Origin of the sequence: Shewanella sp. Arc9-LZ (assembly GCF_010092445.1) — a bacterium.
Classification (GTDB): domain Bacteria; phylum Pseudomonadota; class Gammaproteobacteria; order Enterobacterales; family Shewanellaceae; genus Shewanella.
On record NZ_CP048031.1, the window covers coordinates 496,353 to 515,198 of the forward strand.

At 39.3% G+C, this 18,846-nt stretch carries 12 protein-coding genes and 3 tRNA genes; 8 read left to right on the plus strand and 7 right to left on the minus strand.

What is annotated here, in order from left to right; genetic code table 11:
* The first annotated feature begins 2 nt into the window (after positions 1 to 2).
* From GUY17_RS02335 to GUY17_RS02370, 8 genes are all read left to right on the plus strand, one after another.
* Entirely contained in the window at positions 3 to 974 is a 972-nt protein-coding gene (locus GUY17_RS02335; RefSeq protein ID WP_254439853.1) for a DUF4391 domain-containing protein, read from the plus strand.
* Positions 975 to 1,083: 109 nt separating this feature from the next.
* Positions 1,084 to 3,111, plus strand: coding sequence for a site-specific DNA-methyltransferase (locus GUY17_RS02340; protein ID WP_254439854.1), 2,028 nt, complete (start codon positions 1,084 to 1,086; stop codon positions 3,109 to 3,111).
* Positions 3,112 to 3,121: 10 nt separating this feature from the next.
* Positions 3,122 to 6,289 (plus strand): type III restriction-modification system endonuclease, encoded by a 3,168-nt coding sequence (locus GUY17_RS02345; protein ID WP_162022185.1) that lies wholly within the window; start codon positions 3,122 to 3,124, stop codon positions 6,287 to 6,289.
* 599 nt (positions 6,290 to 6,888) lie between these two features.
* Positions 6,889 to 7,329 carry a Panacea domain-containing protein gene (locus GUY17_RS02350; protein WP_162022186.1) on the plus strand — a complete coding sequence of 147 codons (441 nt, stop codon included), beginning with the start codon at positions 6,889 to 6,891 and terminating at the stop codon, positions 7,327 to 7,329.
* On the plus strand, positions 7,329 to 7,919 hold the full coding sequence (locus tag GUY17_RS02355; protein ID WP_162022187.1) for a hypothetical protein: 591 nt from the start codon (positions 7,329 to 7,331) through the stop codon (positions 7,917 to 7,919). The genes GUY17_RS02350 and GUY17_RS02355 overlap by 1 nt, the downstream gene beginning before the upstream one ends.
* Before the next feature lie 191 nt (positions 7,920 to 8,110).
* Positions 8,111 to 8,187: transfer RNA gene (locus tag GUY17_RS02360), tRNA-Pro, on the plus strand.
* Between the two features lie 73 nt (positions 8,188 to 8,260).
* Positions 8,261 to 8,337: transfer RNA gene (locus tag GUY17_RS02365), tRNA-Pro, on the plus strand.
* 73 nt (positions 8,338 to 8,410) lie between these two features.
* Positions 8,411 to 8,487, plus strand: a tRNA-Pro gene (locus GUY17_RS02370).
* Positions 8,488 to 8,536: 49 nt separating this feature from the next.
* Here GUY17_RS02370 and GUY17_RS02375 read toward each other — a convergent pair.
* From GUY17_RS02375 to GUY17_RS02405, 7 genes are all read right to left on the minus strand, one after another.
* Positions 8,537 to 9,856 carry an IS4 family transposase gene (locus tag GUY17_RS02375; RefSeq protein WP_162022188.1) on the minus strand — a complete coding sequence of 440 codons (1,320 nt, stop codon included), beginning with the start codon at positions 9,854 to 9,856 and terminating at the stop codon, positions 8,537 to 8,539.
* Between the two features lie 693 nt (positions 9,857 to 10,549).
* Positions 10,550 to 12,472, minus strand: coding sequence for an EAL domain-containing protein (locus GUY17_RS02380; RefSeq protein ID WP_101087239.1), 1,923 nt, complete (start codon positions 12,470 to 12,472; stop codon positions 10,550 to 10,552).
* Positions 12,473 to 12,479: 7 nt separating this feature from the next.
* Positions 12,480 to 13,130 carry a transglutaminase-like cysteine peptidase gene (locus tag GUY17_RS02385; RefSeq protein WP_162024258.1) on the minus strand — a complete coding sequence of 217 codons (651 nt, stop codon included), beginning with the start codon at positions 13,128 to 13,130 and terminating at the stop codon, positions 12,480 to 12,482.
* A gap of 86 nt (positions 13,131 to 13,216) precedes the next feature.
* Positions 13,217 to 13,822: an OmpA family protein gene (locus GUY17_RS02390; protein WP_162022189.1), complete on the minus strand. Its 606-nt coding sequence runs from the start codon at positions 13,820 to 13,822 to the stop codon at positions 13,217 to 13,219.
* Positions 13,822 to 15,231, minus strand: a complete 1,410-nt coding sequence (locus tag GUY17_RS02395) for a TolC family outer membrane protein (RefSeq protein ID WP_162022190.1) — start codon at positions 15,229 to 15,231, stop codon at positions 13,822 to 13,824. Before GUY17_RS02395 ends, GUY17_RS02390 begins: the two co-directional genes overlap by 1 nt.
* 21 nt (positions 15,232 to 15,252) lie before the next feature.
* Entirely contained in the window at positions 15,253 to 16,635 is a 1,383-nt protein-coding gene (locus GUY17_RS02400) for an HlyD family type I secretion periplasmic adaptor subunit (protein ID WP_101087235.1), read from the minus strand.
* Complete coding sequence (locus tag GUY17_RS02405) at positions 16,632 to 18,809, minus strand: type I secretion system permease/ATPase (RefSeq protein ID WP_162022191.1); 2,178 nt, start codon at positions 18,807 to 18,809, stop codon at positions 16,632 to 16,634. The genes GUY17_RS02400 and GUY17_RS02405 overlap by 4 nt, the downstream gene beginning before the upstream one ends.
* Between the last annotated feature and the right edge of the window lie 37 nt (positions 18,810 to 18,846).

Sequence of the window (18,846 nt, forward strand, 5' to 3'; positions counted from 1 at the left end):
AAATGATAGAGCATATTGATTTTCGTCTAGTCGATGACGCCAAACAAAACAGATTAGCAGACAAGGTATATCAGCACTTAGGACTACCTGATTCTACGTTTCTAGGCACACGAATCACCAAGAAAATGCTCTTAGATTCATCTAGTCACAATGGGAACGAGTTAAGCCCTAATGATAAAAAATTAGTGACGGATGTTATTCAATCTATCGAGTGGCTAAACACACTTAAGCCAGAAACGCTTAATATCCCTGTTTATGTCACTGATACAGTTGAATACATAGAGGTAGCGGTGATACGAGTTACGTTAAAGTCGCCTCAAGAACTAGACAATAAGGACAAAGGCAAACTTAAATCTAATGCCTCAAAGAAAGTTACTAAACTTCTACATACTTTAATTCCATACCCAGTGATTCTGCTGCTAGAGCTAGCTGATGAATTATCAATCAGCCTAGCAGATAAACGTATTAATCAAGCAGATAAAACAAAATTGGTTATAGAGCATATTTATAATAGTGATTGGTTAAACTCATCGAGCCTAACCAAAGCTCACAATGACTTTCTTAATGATTTCTCTTTAAAAAACGCGTCAAACCTTAATTACTTTGAGCTTTATCAAGACTTCATAGCAATGCTCATAGGGCTTGAAACAAGTAAGATTTCAGGTCGCTATCTGATTAAAGATGGCTCATTTAAGAACCTTTCAATTGAACAGGGTAATCTACAATCTGAATCACAAGACGATGAGCTGCGACATAATTCATTATTGGAATCAACTTTATGTTTAACGTTTAGTGAAAAGAGCAATGAGGCTAAAACAGCTTTGCTCCGTGAATTAGCTGGATTAGAAGCTGAGTTAAGCAGCATCAGGAACAAGATTAAAAAAGAGACGCAAATGAATACTAAACTGCGACTCAACGTAGAAGCTAGAAAGATAAAACAAGCCATTTCAGTGGTCACTTCTCAATTATCATAAAGTGAACTGAAGTAGTTCGAGTGAACCCAATAAATTATTGCAGTTGTATATCAAAAAGAAGCAATGCAACCGCGCACAGATGAATTTAGCTTAGAAGGTGATAACGATAATGAGCCATACCGAGAAACAAACAATGGAAAAAATCACGGGTAGTAGTCCCGAAGCAAAAAGCTTAGATATCACACAGCAAAATATAGAGCAGCTAAAGCAGCTTTTTCCTGACGTTTTCTCGGAAAATAAAATTGACTTTGAAGCACTTAAAACAGTGCTTGGTGAAGCAGTAGATGATTCAGAAGAACGTTACAACTTTACGTGGAATGGTAAAAATAAAGCTCGTCAAATCGCTCAAACTCCATCTACAGGTACACTTCGCCCTTGCATCGAGGAAAGTGTTAATTGGGATACTACAGAAAACTTGTTCATCGAGGGTGATAACCTTGAAGTGCTTAAGCTACTTCAAAAGTCATACCATAAAAAAGTGAAAATGATTTATATCGACCCACCTTATAACACAGGTAAAGATTTTGTTTATAAAGATAACTTCAATGATAATATTAAAAATTACCTTGAGTCTACAGGCCAATTAGATAGTACAGGAAAAAGATTAAGCACAAATTCTGAAGCTTCTGGTCGATATCATTCAAATTGGTTGAACATGATATATCCACGATTGAAATTAGCTAAAAACCTATTAAAAGATGATGGTGTTGTTGCTATTTCAATTGATGAAAATGAAGTAACAAATCTACGCAATATATGTAATGAAATTTTTGGTGAAGAAAATTTTTGTGGTGAAATCATTTGGAAAAATAGCAGCAAAAATGATCAAAAATACATATCAATGCAGCATGAATACATTGTCTTTTATGCAAGAAACAAACAGTGTAATTTAGGTGAGTGGGTTGAAAAAAAGCAAGGCTTAGATGAGATATATAGTGCTTTTGATAAAATCAAGAAAAAATATCCAAATGACTCAAAGCAAGTTCATAAAGAGATCCTAACATGGTATAACTCTTTGGATAAATCCAGTAGTGCGTTAAAAAATAAGCATTACTCTTGGTCTGATGAAATAGGTGTTTACTTTCCTGATAACATATCAGGGCCTAATGATGGGCAGTATGTTTATGATGTTTATCATCCTGTTACAGGTCAGGTAGTTAAAGCACCATCGAGAGGCTGGTTTTGTCCTGAAACTAAAATACTAGAAAGAATTGCTGAAAATGGAGTTCACTTTGGAGATGACCATACTACAGTCCCCTGCCTAAAGACGTACTTAAAAAACACTGAATATCAAAGCCTTACCAGTTTAAGGATTCTTGACGGAAGAGCTGCATCTAAAAGATTACAATCATTGTTTGATGAAAAAGTGTTTTCTAACCCTAAAGATGAGATTCTATTAAAAGATATATTTAAAGCTATTGGTGTTACAAGTGACGATATCATTCTAGATATTTTTGCTGGTTCTGCTACTACAGCACAAGCGGTATTTGAATTAAATAATGACCAAAAAAGTGAATGTAGAACAATATTAATACAGTTCCCTGAAGATCTCCACGAGATGGCAAAGACAGCGGTAGGTGTTTCTAAGAAAATAACAAAAAATGCAATTGCCCTATTAGTTGAAATGGATAAGCCCATAAATATTTGTGAAATTAGTAAAGAAAGAATTAGAAGAGCAGGAAAGCTATACCCAACAGAGATTGACGTAGGATTTAAAAATTACCTTCTACAAGAAACAAATATCCGCCCTTGGGACGCTGATTTTGACAACCTTGAACTGGTTCTTCAGCAAGCTACAGAATCAATCAAAGACGGTCGTTCAAGTGAAGATGTTTTGTATGAAATCTTCTTAAAGTATGGTTATGACTTAACCACACCTGTAGAGACTGAAACAGTCAACGACTCTTTTGGCAAGGAGCGTCAGGTCTTTGTTGTTGGTGCTGGTGCTTTGATCGTTTGTCTAGATGATGACATTACCGCAGAAGTAGTCGAAGGTATCGCCAAGCTCAAAGAAGAACTAGACCCTGAAACGACTCAAGTTGTATTCAAAGATGCTGGATTTGCTGATAGCAACGTAAAAACCAATGCTATTCAAATTTTGAAGCAAGCAGGTATTAACGATGTTAAAAGCATTTAAGGGGTAAATTATGTCTGAAATGAAGATAAAGTTTAACCCTGACCTTACTCACCAAAAAGATGCGATTAGCGCAGTTGTAGGTGTGTTTGAAGGACAAGAAACCTTTCAATCTAACTTCTCAGTATCTAATGCTGTTCAAGCAGATATGTTTACTAAAAATGATGGCATCGGTGTTGCTAATGCATTGAGTTTGTTACCTGAAGAGTTGTATGAAAATACTCGTAATGTTCAGTTAGTTAATGGTCTACCGCAAACTGAAACAACGAAACAAGCACTTCCAAGCCTTGATTTTACTATTGAGATGGAAACAGGTACGGGTAAAACCTACGTTTACCTGCGTAGCGCATTTGAGCTGAACCAACGTTATGGGTTGACTAAATTCATCATCGTTGTTCCGTCTGTAGCGATCAAAGAAGGTGTTTATAAATCTCTGCAAATGACCGAAGAGCATTTCAGAAAGGAGTATAAAAACGTTCAGTACGATTACTTTGTCTATGACTCTTCAAAACGTGAGCAAGTCAGAAACTTTGCTACCAATGATTATATTCAGATTATGGTTATCAACATTGATGCTTTCAGTAAATCATTTGTTGATCCTGCAAAAGAATCAACTGCCAACCTGATCCACCGTACTGATGATCGCTTAAACGGGATGAAGCCAATTGAGTTTATTCAAGCGACACACCCTGTAGTGTTGATTGATGAACCTCAATCAGTTGCTTCTACTGCTAACCGTAAAAAAGCGATTGCTAGCCTAAAACCGCTTTGCACATTCCGATATTCAGCAACGTTGACTGAAAGCTTCAACATGCTCTACAAGCTTGATTCAATAGACGCTTATGAGCGTAAGCTGGTTAAACAGATTGAAGTTGCTTCATTGGAAGTCCAAGACAACCATAACCAAGCGTATATTAAGCTGATTAGTGTCGATAACAAGAAATCACCAATTACAGCAAAAATTGAAATTGATGCTCAAACCAAGACTGGTAAATTACAAGCTCGCAAAACAATAACAGTTAAAAGTAGTACAGACCTTTTTGAAGCATCTGGTGGCCGAACTGTTTATGAAGGATATGTAATCAATGACATTTATTGCGAAGAAGGTACTGAGTACATCGACTTTACCAGTCGAGACAACATCATTGAACTTGGTCAAGCCATTGGTGAAGTTGACCAAGATACTTACAAACGACTTCAAGTATCCAAAACGGTTGAGGAGCATCTTGAAAAAGAGTTGAGATTTTATAAAAAAATAACTCAAGGTGTTGATGTGATGGATCACTCCAAGGTTATTAGCCAAAAAGGGATCAAGGTACTGAGCTTGTTCTTTATTGACAAAGTCGCCAACTATCGAGGCTACTCTGTAGACGGTGTGCCTGTACAAGGTAAATTTGCACAGTGGTTTGAAGAAGAGTTTACTCAACAGCTTAAAAAGCCAAAGTATAGGATCCTATATCCTAGTGTATGGGATAAAAACGAAGGCAAGTTCACTATTAATGAGCAATCTCTCAAAGAATTAGCCAGTTCTGTTCATAATGGCTACTTTGCACAAGATAAGAAAAAAGATTCATCTGGTAATCCTTTGTTTGCAGAGTCTAAGCTTTCAGCAAAGGGAGAAGGTGGCAAAACTGCTGCTGATGAATCTGCTTATAACTTGATTATGAAAGATAAAGAAAAGTTACTTTCAATGGAAGAGAAGTTACGTTTCATTTTTAGTCACTCTGCCCTTAAAGAGGGATGGGATAATCCTAACGTATTTCAGATATGTACCCTTAACGAAACTAATTCAGTGATGAAAAAACGTCAGGAGATTGGCCGAGGTTTGCGTTTAGCTGTCGATCAGTCTGGTGAGCGTGTACCTTATGGATTTGAAGTGAATACGCTAACGGTTATGGCGAATGAATCTTATGAGGAATTTGTAGCTGCACTTCAAAAAGAAATTGAAGAAGAAGAGGGTATTAAGTTTGGTGCAGTAGAAAAGCATCAATTTGCTAATATTGTGATCTATGGTGAACATGGTACTAAACAGTTTCTTGGAGCAAAAAAATCTGAAGAGATTTATCAACACTTAGCAGCTAAAGGTTATATTGATAAAAAAGGAAAAATTCAAGATTCCCTAAAAGCTGATTTAGCTGATAATACTGTGAGTTTACCTGAAAGCCTTATAGAACATTCTGAAGCAATTCTTGCGACTCTCAGTAAAGTTGCTAAAGGGTTGAGTATCAAAAAACACGAAGAAAAGAAAACCGCTAAACTTCGTGAAGATAATGGTAAGCAAATCGTGCTTGGCGATGATTTTAAAGCACTTTGGGATCGTATCAAGTACAAAACTGCTTATCGAGTTAATTTCAGCGTTGGTGATCTTGTACAAAAATGCATCAAAGAGATTAGATCGTCTGTCGCAGTAGGTAGTGCCAAGTTTGAATATAAAAAGGTGAAAGTCGCAATAACAGAGGCTGAATTGGAAACATTTGATGAACAATCAAAAATTCAATATTACCGTAATCGTAACTTTAAACTTCCTGATATTGTCACCTATCTTGAATCATACACTAACCTTACCCGTAAAACCGTTGTAGACATACTGCTTGGCATTGGTGATAAATTAGAGGCGTTTAAAAATAACCCTCAAAAATTCATTGAGTTAGCTAGTGAAGTCATTCGTAAACAGATGCGTTTAGCTATTGTTGATGGCATTTCATATCATCGAATTGGAGATGATGATTTTTATGCTCAAGAGCTATTCCAAGAGGAGGAATTAACCGGATACCTCAAGGATATGGTTGAAGCGAAAAAGTCTGTTTATGATTACATCGTTTGTGATTCGGGGACTGAGTTTGAATTTGCTGAGAAACTCGAAGAATCGACGGATGTTAAGCTTTACGCAAAATTACCTGCTTGGTTTAAAATAGATACGCCATTGGGAAGTTACAATCCTGATTGGGCGGTTTTAATAGACAAAGATGATGGTATGGGTGAACAGCTCTATTTTGTCGTTGAAACCAAATCAAGTATTTTTTCTGATGAGTTACGCTCCTCAGAACAAGCAAAAATTGATTGTGGTATTGAGCACTTTAAAGCGTTATCACAAGACAAAAACGGTAGAGCCATAGAGAACCCTGCTAAGTTTGTTAAGGCTGATAATTTTAATACTTTTGCTACATACCTAGAAGAATAACACTTCTCCTCTAACGAGATAGCTCCGGAACTGGCTATCTCGTACTTTTTATGTTTTTTGAATAAGTATTCGGATAAAATCGATATGCCAATTACAGTTGAATTTTAACTCTAACTAATATTTGTCCAGAAATTAGCTAGAGCCTGTAACTAGGTGGCCAAATTAACTATGCCCCTACAATAAACAACCGATTGTCAAAGTGAGTAAGGAAATATTTATTGAATTTTAGATGAAGAGAGCACTAAAAATATTTAGTAACTGTTAGTGAGTTACTTTTTGTGCAACCTGCTGATAAGTAGAGCATTAAATAAAAGTAGGATTTGCTCGTAGGGGAAACTATCATTATACAATAGATAAATTTTTCAACGTCGACCCAACGTCATAGCAACCAATTTTGCAAGACCAAGCGATCTCTGCGACTATTGGGTGAGATTGATTCAGTTTTTAATAGGGAAATGTATTAGCACACAATAACTAATGAATTCTATTTACCTTTTGGATTGTTTGATAAATACTGATTTTAATGACAGTATAAAACAAAGGCTGTATAATTTGCCGCCGATTGATTTACGTTAAATTAGTGATTTTTGGAGAGATATATGAGCGATATTACATTTCAAGATGTAGCTAAATACATCCTAGAGAAAAAAGGTGATATGTCAGCGATGAAGCTGCAAAAGCTAATGTATTACTCTCAAGCATGGTCACTAGTTTGGGATGAAGCGTGTCTTTTCGATGATGATTTCGAAGCGTGGGCTAATGGCCCGGTTTTAAAGCCCTTATACAATTTACATCGCGGACAATTCAAGGTTAGTAGTGAGATTGTAAGTGGTGGTAACACCGACAAACTTAGCCAAGAACAAGTTGATAGCATTGATAAAGTTCTAGATTTCTTTGGATCGAAAACTGCACAGTGGTTAAGCGACTTAACACACAAAGAGCAGCCTTGGATTATCGCCCGAGAAGGCTTAGAACCAATGCAGACATCTAGTAATATAATAACCAAAGGTTCAATGGACGAATATTATTCAGCTCTATAATGGTTGCTATCGATAGGGCTGCTAGAAAAGCAGAAAAAGCTGCAAAGAGAAATAAAAAATCCATTAAACTTCAAACAAATTTCATCGAAAACAACCCGCTAAAAGAGCCTAAAGTTCAGGTTTTACCTGATATAGAAAAACTCCCTAAATTTGAAGCAAGCATTAGCACTTTAGATACCCCCAAACAAGTTAGAGTTAACGCAAATGGCTCTCGCTTTGGCCTCACAATGACATGGTGTGCTCGAAAAGCTGATTCTGAGGGCGATTGGTCATGGGGCGAGCCAAGGGCATGGGATGACGTTGAATGGACTGGTACGATATTAAATGGTTTAAATAATATTGAAGGATTAGATTGGAAAGAGATACAACAACAAAGTTCTGATTCGGGTCATTTAATGCACCACTCGCATGATGTCGTTGATATAGCCGATGAAGCTGTAGAGCGTTGGATTAATTTGGGATTTGAAGAGTTTGATGAAATATTTCGTTTCCGTTTGGGTAACACCAAGCGAGCATGGGGTGTTGTGCTAAACGCTCATTTCTATATGGTTTGGTGGGAGCGGAAACATCGTATTTATAGTGTTGATTAGAGCCAGTTGCAGATTAGTTGCAAAAATATATCTAACTGTAATCAAGCGGAGTTAAGCCAAGTAACATCATAATAATGCCAGTCTCAGTCCAGTAAAGCCCTGTCTATAGTAACCCTCGGATTGTGATTCCGGTTGTCGTGGGTTCGAGCCCCATCAGTCACCCCATTCAATTTGTTGTTTTATGTATATTTCGGTGATTAGCGCAGCCCGGTAGCGCATCTCGTTTGGGACGAGAGGGTCAGAGGTTCGAATCCTCTATCACCGACCACATTCCCGCTTTCTTATAGCGAATTTAGCCTCAAAGTTAAATAAATATCAGACTTGTTTTCAAGTAAAAATATCGGTGATTAGCGCAGCCCGGTAGCGCATCTCGTTTGGGACGAGAGGGTCAGAGGTTCGAATCCTCTATCACCGACCACATTGCCGCTTTCTCATAGCGAATTTAGCCTCAAAGTTAAATAAATATCAGACTTGTTTTCAAGTAAAAATTTCGGTGATTAGCGCAGCCCGGTAGCGCATCTCGTTTGGGACGAGAGGGTCAGAGGTTCGAATCCTCTATCACCGACCAATTTAACTAAAAGGCTACTCAAATGAGTGTAATGCTATTCGGATAAGCATTACTGTTTATATTTAAGTGGATAACGGCTAGGTATATAGAGCACTGAGCGTGGATACGTTCGGTGCTTTCTTTTATCTGGAAGGATAAAGTGTTTTATATCGGCTCGCATTTGCTTAAGTTTCGCTGGCAGCTTTCCATCTGGTGATAAAGCAAGCCACCTTAATTGTGTATCTATCAAGCTTATTGCCGCGGTAAAACTGATACGGGTTGGCGCAACTTTAGCTTCCTTTGCTATCGCTGTCATTTCTAAACGAACCAGATTATAAGCGATAAGCACTCCCCACAACTCTTGCTTAACACCTTCAACAAATTTGCTTCGTAACGTCACCTTGCTTTGTAGCTGGGTTTGCTTAAGTTCACCGTATCCTTCTTCTATTTCCCAGCGTTGCCAGTAGATATTAAGTAGCTTGTCCAGCGGATACTTAACGGGATCAACCAATGAGGTGACGAAGCCTTTTATTTCACCTTTTGGCTCTTGATAAGCAATAAAACGGGCACGCCATGTTTCGGGAAGCTCGGGGTTTTTCTTTCTCGCTTGGGGAGAGACTGGCATATCAATGAGCAAATCATTATTCGCAAACTCTTCGACCACCTCGTAACGCATTTTTGACTTTACGGGTGTCAGCCAATGTCGCTGTACTCCAGAGCTTTGCCAATTGACTAATAAGTCAGCAGAGAAATAACAACGGTCAAATAGGGTTAAGGAGTTATCAGGTGTATCTTGAACTAAACGCTGTGCGAGTGTGATCTCTCCTACGTGACAACCATCAAAGGCAGCACCTAATACCATTCTGGTTTCAGTAGATATAAGGCTGACTAATCGAAGTTGAGGATAGGGTTTGTGTGTTTTTGAAATAAAACCAAACTCATTGGCATTTTCTTCAGAGTCTTGGCAACGAAACACCGTTCCATCAACGGCAAGAGTGGTAAGCCCTAGTGTATTTTGGTCCCCTAACGCTTGCTCAAGCCAGGCTGATATAGTGGATTTAAATAAGTAAGACATTGGGGCTTCACCTAAGCGTCGTCGGCAATCCGTCAATACACTCGGTGCTACACGAGACCAGGTGGAGTCTCCAGATTGAAGTGCTATATCCATCGAGCTACAGACTTCTTTGATGGACTGGTTACGTATTAATCCCATCCAAAGCACTAGCCAGACTGCCTGCTGCGCAGGCAGACGGCGATTACGGATACTCGCCTTGTTAGCTGAAAGGAGTGATTGTTCGATCCACTCAGAATCAATAGCCTCCATTACAGAATCATAAGACCCACTTTCTTCAACAGACTCATGAACTAATTCAAGCTCTTGCTCAAACATAAAAAATCCCCACCAGAATACTGGTAGGGATTATCTTTCATCTGCAAGATCGGTCAAGTGCCCTTAAACGATCGGCATTGACTCAAATGAGTGGCCTTTTTGTTTTTCTTGATTGGTCATTACATTCGTACTATTGCCTTATTAAGTGAACAATGCCAATCGCATTATCTATCTGCATCCTCTATCCACATTATTGATTCACACTATCTATTTGCATTAACGGCGTTAATAGGATCTACATGCTATGTTTAATGACGTTTGTATGTTTTTTGCTAACCATACGTTATAGCCTTTCTGTTATAGCAGGAGGATTGATACCGTTTATTAATGCTGCGACTATAGGTATAAATAACCTGATGTGTACGGCATCGATGTGCCATGTTTGAAGTGGGAGGAGACCATCACATCCGGTTAAATAGGCTTTACGCTGATATTCAGGTTGTCAGAGTCGTGCCATGGTATGGCTAAATCTTATCGAGCAAGCTTGGTCGTAAATTAATTGCAGTTGACTGGTATCGTTCTTAAATATGAACGAGTTCACCAGAACAGCTGTATAGCGCTAGCAATGTGTTATAGCTGTTGGGTTAACCCACTAATACCCTAGTGAGTTTATCGTCTGTAAGTAGCTCTACAGGGATAAAAAAACCACTCAGAGGAGTGGTTAGTATTAGTAGATCAACTCTTTGATATCACTTAGAGCTTCACATTGACCGGCGGTACAATAAAGCCTTGATAAGCATCGACTCTGAGTTCAGTAAATCGTGTTAATTGGTTTGCTTCTTGGATGCCTGTGACAATCACTTGAATATCTAACCCTTTAGCGACATTCACTAAAGCACGACATAATTCGCTGTTGTGTTGATTCTCTTCAATATAGGCAAATGATTGGTCTAGTTTGACATAATTTGGACGTAGACTTTGTAAGTAAGCCATTGAACCGAATTGGCGACCAAAATGATCGATACCAAACTGAGCTCCTGAATCTCGAATGACTTTACAGAGATTTTCACAAGATTCTAAATCGCTATATACACTTGCCTCTGGGATTTCAAAGCAAATCCGTTCGGTGTATTTATTGGATCGTAGGAATTGTTTTAGCCAAAGATGAAAATCAGCATCGCTTATACTTTGATAAGTAAGATTGATGGCGACGCGTTCATAATTGCGTTCGAGTAAACGATGTTCATTGACTGTTTCTATTAAACAACGATCGAACATTGTGCCTAATGAGAGTAATTCTATATAGGGAACAAACTGACCAGCATGGAGGATGGTGTCGCCTATTTGCAGTTGGCAATATAGTTCGCGCTGACAAATTTCATCTTTGGCACATAGCTGAATCGACTGCCAACGGAATTGGAATTTTTTGTTCTTTATGGCATGACTTAAATTATTGCGCCACTCTTCACGGGTAAACAGCTGCTTTTGAGTGTTCTCAAACCAATGGAACACTTTGTCGTCTTTAATGGACTGTTGGAGTGCGTTATCTGCTTGAGCCAACATGTCTGATACTGTCATTTGTCCTAGACGTTCAGCAACACCAATATAAAACTGTTCATTTGGTTTACAGCCAGCTTTAGATATTTCTTTATTAACAGTACGTATTAGGCTTTGCAAATACTTAGCCAGCTGGTCATGTTCACAGTCCTCAACAAGGAAGGCAAATTCATATGCTGCAATGCGGGCTATAACAGAAGAAGAAATTTGATCTTGGTGGTGTTGTAGTTTCTCAGCCAGAATGCGGATGGTCTCATCGCGAACTTGGAAACCGTATTTGCTATGTACTTCTTCTAGCCAATCCATTTTGACTAAGTAAAGTGCTCCGGTACTGGGTTCGCTTAACCAACCATTAACTCTACTGACCATATATTGTCTATTTGGCAGCCCTGAGACTTGATCGATAAGATTTTTCTTTCTTAATGCTGAGACTTCTTCGTCAAGAGAATTAAATACTTGCTTTAATTGGGCTGACATACTGTTAAATGCATTGACGAGCTCTTTTAACTCCCTTGTTTTTGGCGTTGGCATATCTGGGCCAAATTGCTGTGCTGCTATTTGTTTAGCGTGTAAAGAAAGGGTGTTTAAGGGTTTTAAAATCCAGCTTAATCCCACTCGCGCAAATATAATGGCGATGAGAAATAAGATTGAAAATAGAATAATAATGTCGGAAATAATCCGCCATAACTCCTGATAGCCAAATCCTGGGTGAGCTGTAATTTCTAGTGTGGCAAGTTGTAACCAACCAGAGGTAATCGTGGTTTGTTTTTTAATGGTTTTAAACAGGTTAAGATCGATAAACCATTGAGGGATATTATCGACTTTAACAGAGTTGTTCCACACTTGTTGCTTACCATCAACCAACCACGTTAGTTTGATTTGTTGATAATAGCCGCCCTCAAAAATGACATTGACTAATGTTTCAGCTCCGGCATCATCACCGGCTTCTAAAACAGGGGTCAGCATTAATCCTAATGAATTACTGGCATTGTTGAGATCAGATTCCATTTGTTTGGATAAGAATCCTTGGGTTTCTGAAAATTGTACATAGGCTACGCTTGCAATTGTTAACAAGAAAAGCCCGAAAAGTAACGCATAGATCTGCCTGAACAGGGTCATGTTGTCACTACTCCATGTTGAGTTTGGGTTGGCGTAAGCGGTCTACACCTAATCTAAGTTTAAGGTCAGTCCATTTTTCAAGGCGTGATGATGAGCCAGCTAACACACCTCGACCTTTTTCTTTGTTTAGCCATAATTGTTTACCGTTAAAACTGTAAACAGGCAGGAGATCTTTTCGTTTCGTTGCCAATTTTATGGTTTTATCCAAATTGTCGAGCACTAACGGAATCGAACTAGGCTTTTCATAGTATGCTAACACCATATGATATTGATTCAGCGATGTTGCTTTTACCATGGTGATTCGGAGTTTATCTTCAGGAATACCCAGTTGAAGAAGCGTGAAATACTTTGCGATTGAGAAGTCTTCGCAATCCCCTCCGTTAGCCCCGATAAACTCCATTGGCGATGCCCAATAATTGGATTCACCCCATAGAGTTTGATCATCAATGAATCGAAATAAATTAAAAAATTGATTCACTTTTTCTAATTTATCAATATCAGCAAGTTGTTGTGAATCACTGACGATTTTGAACCAAGCATTTGCTCGTAATCCTGCGCGATCGCCATAACGTTTCGACAATGCTGAAACGGTTTGCTGCTGATTCAATTCTTGAGTTGGTGCAGCATATAAACATGAAACTAAAAGGGCCGATGCCATAATAAAAAAATGACAGACCCTTTTATGCAACGCTGTAGTTACTTTGCTGTCTTCACGACTCAAAGAATCAATGCCTTGTATGTCCGTTAGTCATTTTGCTCATCGACAGTGTAAATATTCCATCTCATTTCTGGAATGGTGTCATCGGCTGTGACTTCAGCTATCACACGACGATTACGCTCTTCTGCTTCTGGCGTGCCACTGTTATCAATTGGGTTATCAAAACTATACCCTGTAGCGTTAAGACGGCTTGGATCGATACCAAAGGTGTTTTCTAACACTTCGATAACCGCTTTTGCACGTTTTTGAGATAACGCTAAATTAAGTTCATAGCTTCCACGTTTACTGGTATGGCCTTCTATTTTTACCTTAGTGGTAGGGTAGGTTTTCATGATATTAGCGACGCGTTCAATTTGGTTATAATACTGCTGTTCGATAACCACTGAATTATTACTAAATAGTATTTTTAAGTCTTGGCGTTCATTGATATCTTTGATGCTACCACAACCATAGTTGTCGACAGCAGCACCAATGATGGTGCCAGCACAACGTTCTCGGGCCATTATCACACCATCACGATCACTGTCGGCAAGATCAAAATTTTGTGGTGTAGAAGCATTAGACTCGACAATATCGTTGATCGAACAACCTGTTGTTGTAATCAATGCGAGTAAAATCATCAAATATTTCATTATTTAACACCTCCCTCATATTCACGCTCACCACGCCATTCTCCCGGGCGTGTTACTCGAAGTGAGTCAAGTAGATCGCCTGTCGCATTCAATACTCGGTAACGAGCAGCAATTTCGTCATACTCGGTTTGCAAGTAATCCTTACGAGCTTCAAATAGTTCATTTTCGGTATCGAGTAAATCGAGCAGAGTTCGTTGGCCCAAGTTAAATTGTTGCACATAAGCCACTTGAGTCTGTTTTGACGCCACAACATGTTCACGGATGAACTGTTTTTGTGGGGCTAACATTTCATAAGCATTCCAAGCTAACGAAACACCCTCAACAACTTGGCGATAAGCGCGTTGTTGGATTTCTTTTGCTTCGTTGACTTTATAGGCTGTTTCTCTGTCTTTTGAGACGTCTTTACCACCGGAGAAAAGGTTATATTTAACCCGAACCATAGCAACTAAATCATTGTTATAGCCGTTAACATTTTGGCTGCTAATTGCGCTGTAGCCATCTTCGCCATCAGTATCATTATTCCAGTTACCATTAAGTTCTAGGCTTAATTGTGGGAAATAGCTGGCTTTGGCTGAGCTACGTTCTTTTTTAGCGGCGTTAATATCGCTTTCGGCTGATTTTAATACTGGGTGTTTTGATTTTGCTGCCATGAGCCCTTTATCTAAGCTTTTTGGTAGCATATCGGCATCAGGCACTGGCAGAATTAGGTCATCGGGTTTCGCTTCAACAATTCTGATATAGGCTGCACGAGCATCTTCTAAATTGTTTTTAGCCGAAATTACATTGGCGTTTGCACGGGCAAGACGACCGGTGATTTGCGATAAATCTGCTATCGATCCTAAACCTGAATCTGTGCGTTGTTTTATTTGATCGTAAATGTCTTTATGACTCGCGAGATTTTTCTCGGAGAGTAATAATACTTGCTCGCTACGGATGTAGTCCAAATAGACCTTTGCAACATCCAATGCCATATCTTCAGCAGCAGCAAATAATGCCCACTGATCCGCGCTAGCTTCATACGAATAACGATCGACTTCGCTACTGGTATAGAAACCATCAAACAGCATTTGTTTGATACTAAAACCGGCTTCGCCACGTTCTAAATCAATCATACCGTCATTATCAACATCACCTTGGCCTACTTTACGACGAGTTGAAGGGCTATCGGTTTGCTCCCAGCCATAGCCCGCAGAAAGATCTACGGTTGGCATATAGCCTGCTACGGCTTGATTAACTTGCTCTTCACGCGCTTTAAAGCGATTAAAAGCAATGCGTAAATCTGGGTTTGTGTCTAGCGTATGTGCAACAGCTTGCTCAAGAGTCTGGCTTGAGGCTGTTGGCGCTATCAACATTGATAAAGCAAGAGCAACAGCACTTAGCTTTATTTGTTGATTTATAATAGTTGTCATAAAAAACCCTCCCGGTTCTTCTTAGCGCTCTCTAAGGGCGGTATCTTTCGCTCTTAAAATTGGATTTAAAATGTACTCAAGTATGGATTTTTTTCCCGTGATGACATCTACTGAAGTGAGCATCCCTGGAATTATTGGCATCTCTGTGCCATCGTCTTTCATTAAACTGGACTCTTGTGTTCGCACTTTTACAATATAGAAACTATTGCCTTCTTCATCCTGTGACGTATCGGCGCTAATGTGTTCAACGGTTCCTTTTAGCCCGCCATAACGGGTAAAGTCATATGCGGTGACTTTTACGATAGCGGGTAATCCCGGATGTAAAAAAGCAATATCTTTAGGAGTGATTTTGGTTTCTATCAGCAGTTTATCTTCTGATGGAACAATTTCCATAATCTCTTCACCTGGCTGTACAACGCCACCTAAGGTATTAAAGTTAATTTTTTTAATGGTGCCTATAACAGGCGAGGCAATGACGGCTTTACTGACCTTATCAAATGCGCCTTTTTGTGCCTGATTCATACGTGATAATTTGGTTTGCATTTCATTGAGCTGTGCACGTAAATCAGTGGCATAAACAAATACAGCTTCTCGGCGCTTTAAAATGGCTTCATCCATAGACGCTTTCACTTTTGGACGTAAAAGCCTAACCGATTGTAATTCACCTTGAATATCATTCACTGTGCGCTCAAGTTTGAGCAGTTCAACTTCCGGAACAATGCCTTTTCGAGCAAGTGGTCGAGTCAATTCAAGCTCGCGAGATACTAATTGATAACTCGTCGTAAGGGTACTAATTCTAGAGGCCAACTCTTCTATTTCTTGCTGACGTTGTTGGATCTGACGTACAAGAATTTCTAATTGGTTGCTTAAATTATCCAACCGAATTGAATATTCTTCTTGTTGACGCCTAACCAGTTCTGGCTCTTCGTCAATAATGGTCTGCGGAAATACCAAATTTTGCTTGGTTATTTTGACCTGTTGGCGCCAGTCTGAAGACATATCTGAAATAATAATACTGTCTAATTCGGTGCGCATGCGAATAATATTAGTTTGTAATCCGAACACTTCTTGTTCTTGTTGGTCAAAATCGGAGCGGAATCGGGTGTCATCAATCCGGGCTAAAGGTTGTCCTTTAGTGACCATACTCCCTTCTTGGACATAGATTTCCTGCAAAATTCCGCCATCTAGACTTTGGATAATTTGAATCTGTGACGACGGAATAACTTTACCCGTTCCTGATGTCACCTGATCTAATTCTGAGAAGTAAGCCCAAATAAAAAAACACACCATCATTGCGGACAGTGACCATATGATAAGACGATGTCCTGACGGGGCGTCAGTCATCATGGCACCATAAACGTCATCAACCATTTCTAAGTCGGCTACGGTAAGATGCTTACTCATGAGTTTTGGGCTCCAGCAATTGTCCCTGCATTAAGTTTCGCAAGGACTTCATCTTTAGGACCATCAGCCACTACATGTCCACGTTCTAACACAATAATGCGATCGACTAGATTTAATAAATGCATTTTATGGGTAATGAGTAATAATGTTCTGTCGCGACTAACCAATTGCATTGAGCGAATAAACTGTTTTTCTGCTCTAGCATCCAGGCTTGCTGTTGGTTCATCCATTAATAATATCGAGGGATCATTCAATGTTGCTCTGGCTAAAGCGACGGTTTGTCGTTGGCCACGACTGAGTGACAAGCCTCCTTCACCAACTTGTTGATCTAATCCTTCAGACTCTAAGTTAGTAAACATACTTACACCAGAAAGCTGGATAGCTCTTATTAATTGATGTTCAGTCACTTGCCTAGAACCGAATAAAATATTGTCGCGAATAGTCCCATGAAACAAGGTGACGTCTTGAGGTAAATAGCCAAAGTTACGTCTTAGGTCGCTAGGGTGAATCTGTCCTGCATCTAATCCATCATAGCGCAGGCTGCCTTGAGTTGGTTTGTACAATCCGAGTAGTAATTTGGCTAGGGTGCTTTTACCTGAGCCGTTACGACCGATAATGGCGATGCGCTCACCAGGATTAATGTGTATTGATAAAGGGTGTAGGCTTGGTTTTTCGGAGCCAGGGAAGCTAAAACTGATATTATCCGCTTCAATTTTTCCCATAAATCGTTCTTTGCTGGCTAGGTTTCCTTTGTCTTCAAATTCATCTTCTTGTTCCATTATTGCGTCTAATTGGCGCAGTGAACTGATGGTATGATTACCTCGGGTAATTAACCCTGCTAATTGAGCCATCGGAGATATAGCTCGGCTAGATAGCATGACCGCGGCAATGATCCCACCCATGGAAATTTCGTTTTCTGCTAGTCGATACACACCTAATATCACCACTAATACCACGGTTAATTGCACCATAAAATTAGCTATATGGCTGACATAATTAGACAGTTTTTTGGTTTTGAGCTGCCAATTGGCTGTATGGCCAATCATTTGTTGCCAGCTTTTTTGTACTAACCCTTCGGCACCATTGGCTTTAATTGACTCTAACGCGGTTAAACTTTCAATTAAATGGCCATGCTTTAAACTGGCAAAGCGGTTACTTTCTTCAATTGCTTGCTTCAGTTTAGGTTGTAGATAAAAGGTGACTGCGATAATGATCAAGCTGCCAATAACCGGAATAATAGCTAAATCGCCAGCAACAATATAAATGATGATCACGAACAGTAATGCAAACGGTAGATCAACCAACGCAGTAATCGTTGCAGAGGTCAAAAACTCCCGAATACTGTCAAACTCACCTAATTGTCTTGCCATTCCTCCTACGCTTGGTGAACGCTTAGATAGTGGAATACCAATGGCTTTTGCAAATAGTTTTGAAGAAACAATAATGTCGACTTTTTTACCCGCTATATCAATTAAATAGCTGCGTAATTGGCGCATTATAAAGTCGAATATATAAGCAATACTTGCCCCAATGGCTAAAACCCATAGTGATTCAAATGCGAGATTGGGTACCACTTTGTCATAGACATTCATAATAAATAGTGGTGAAACCAAGGCAAAAAGGTTGACCAATACTGAGGCTATTAGAGCATCTCGGTAAATAGGAGCAGAGTCTTTAATACTTTGCAGTAGCCAATGTGTTTTGCTGTCATGCAGATGAACATCAAAACTTTTGTCACCACGGTAATCTTGTTTAACTAAAAATAAGTAACCTACATATAAGGTTTCTAAACCTTCAATCGTCAGAGTATCTTCGCCGCCCGTTTCAGGTAATTGTATAACGGCTTTGTCTTGCTCTAGATCGATCTCTCTTAGAATACAGGCCTTTTTATCTTTCAATAATAAGATACAAGGTAATAATATTTCAGAGATTTGATTCAAATCTTTACGTGATAATTTAGCTGATAGCCCAGCCCTTGCCGCGGCTTGAGGAATTAAATCGGGCGTAATGACTGCACCAGACAAAGGAAGACCTGCCGCAAGGGAATCTATTGAGCAAGGGCTTCCAAAATGTTCAGTTAATAAAACCAAACAATCGAGTAACGGATCGACCGTTACCCGCTGGGAAGCAGAGATCGTCCACTGCTCACTTTTGTTAGACGCAGTTATAGGCACCTAATCATTGTCCTTAATGTGTATTGTTAGAATAATC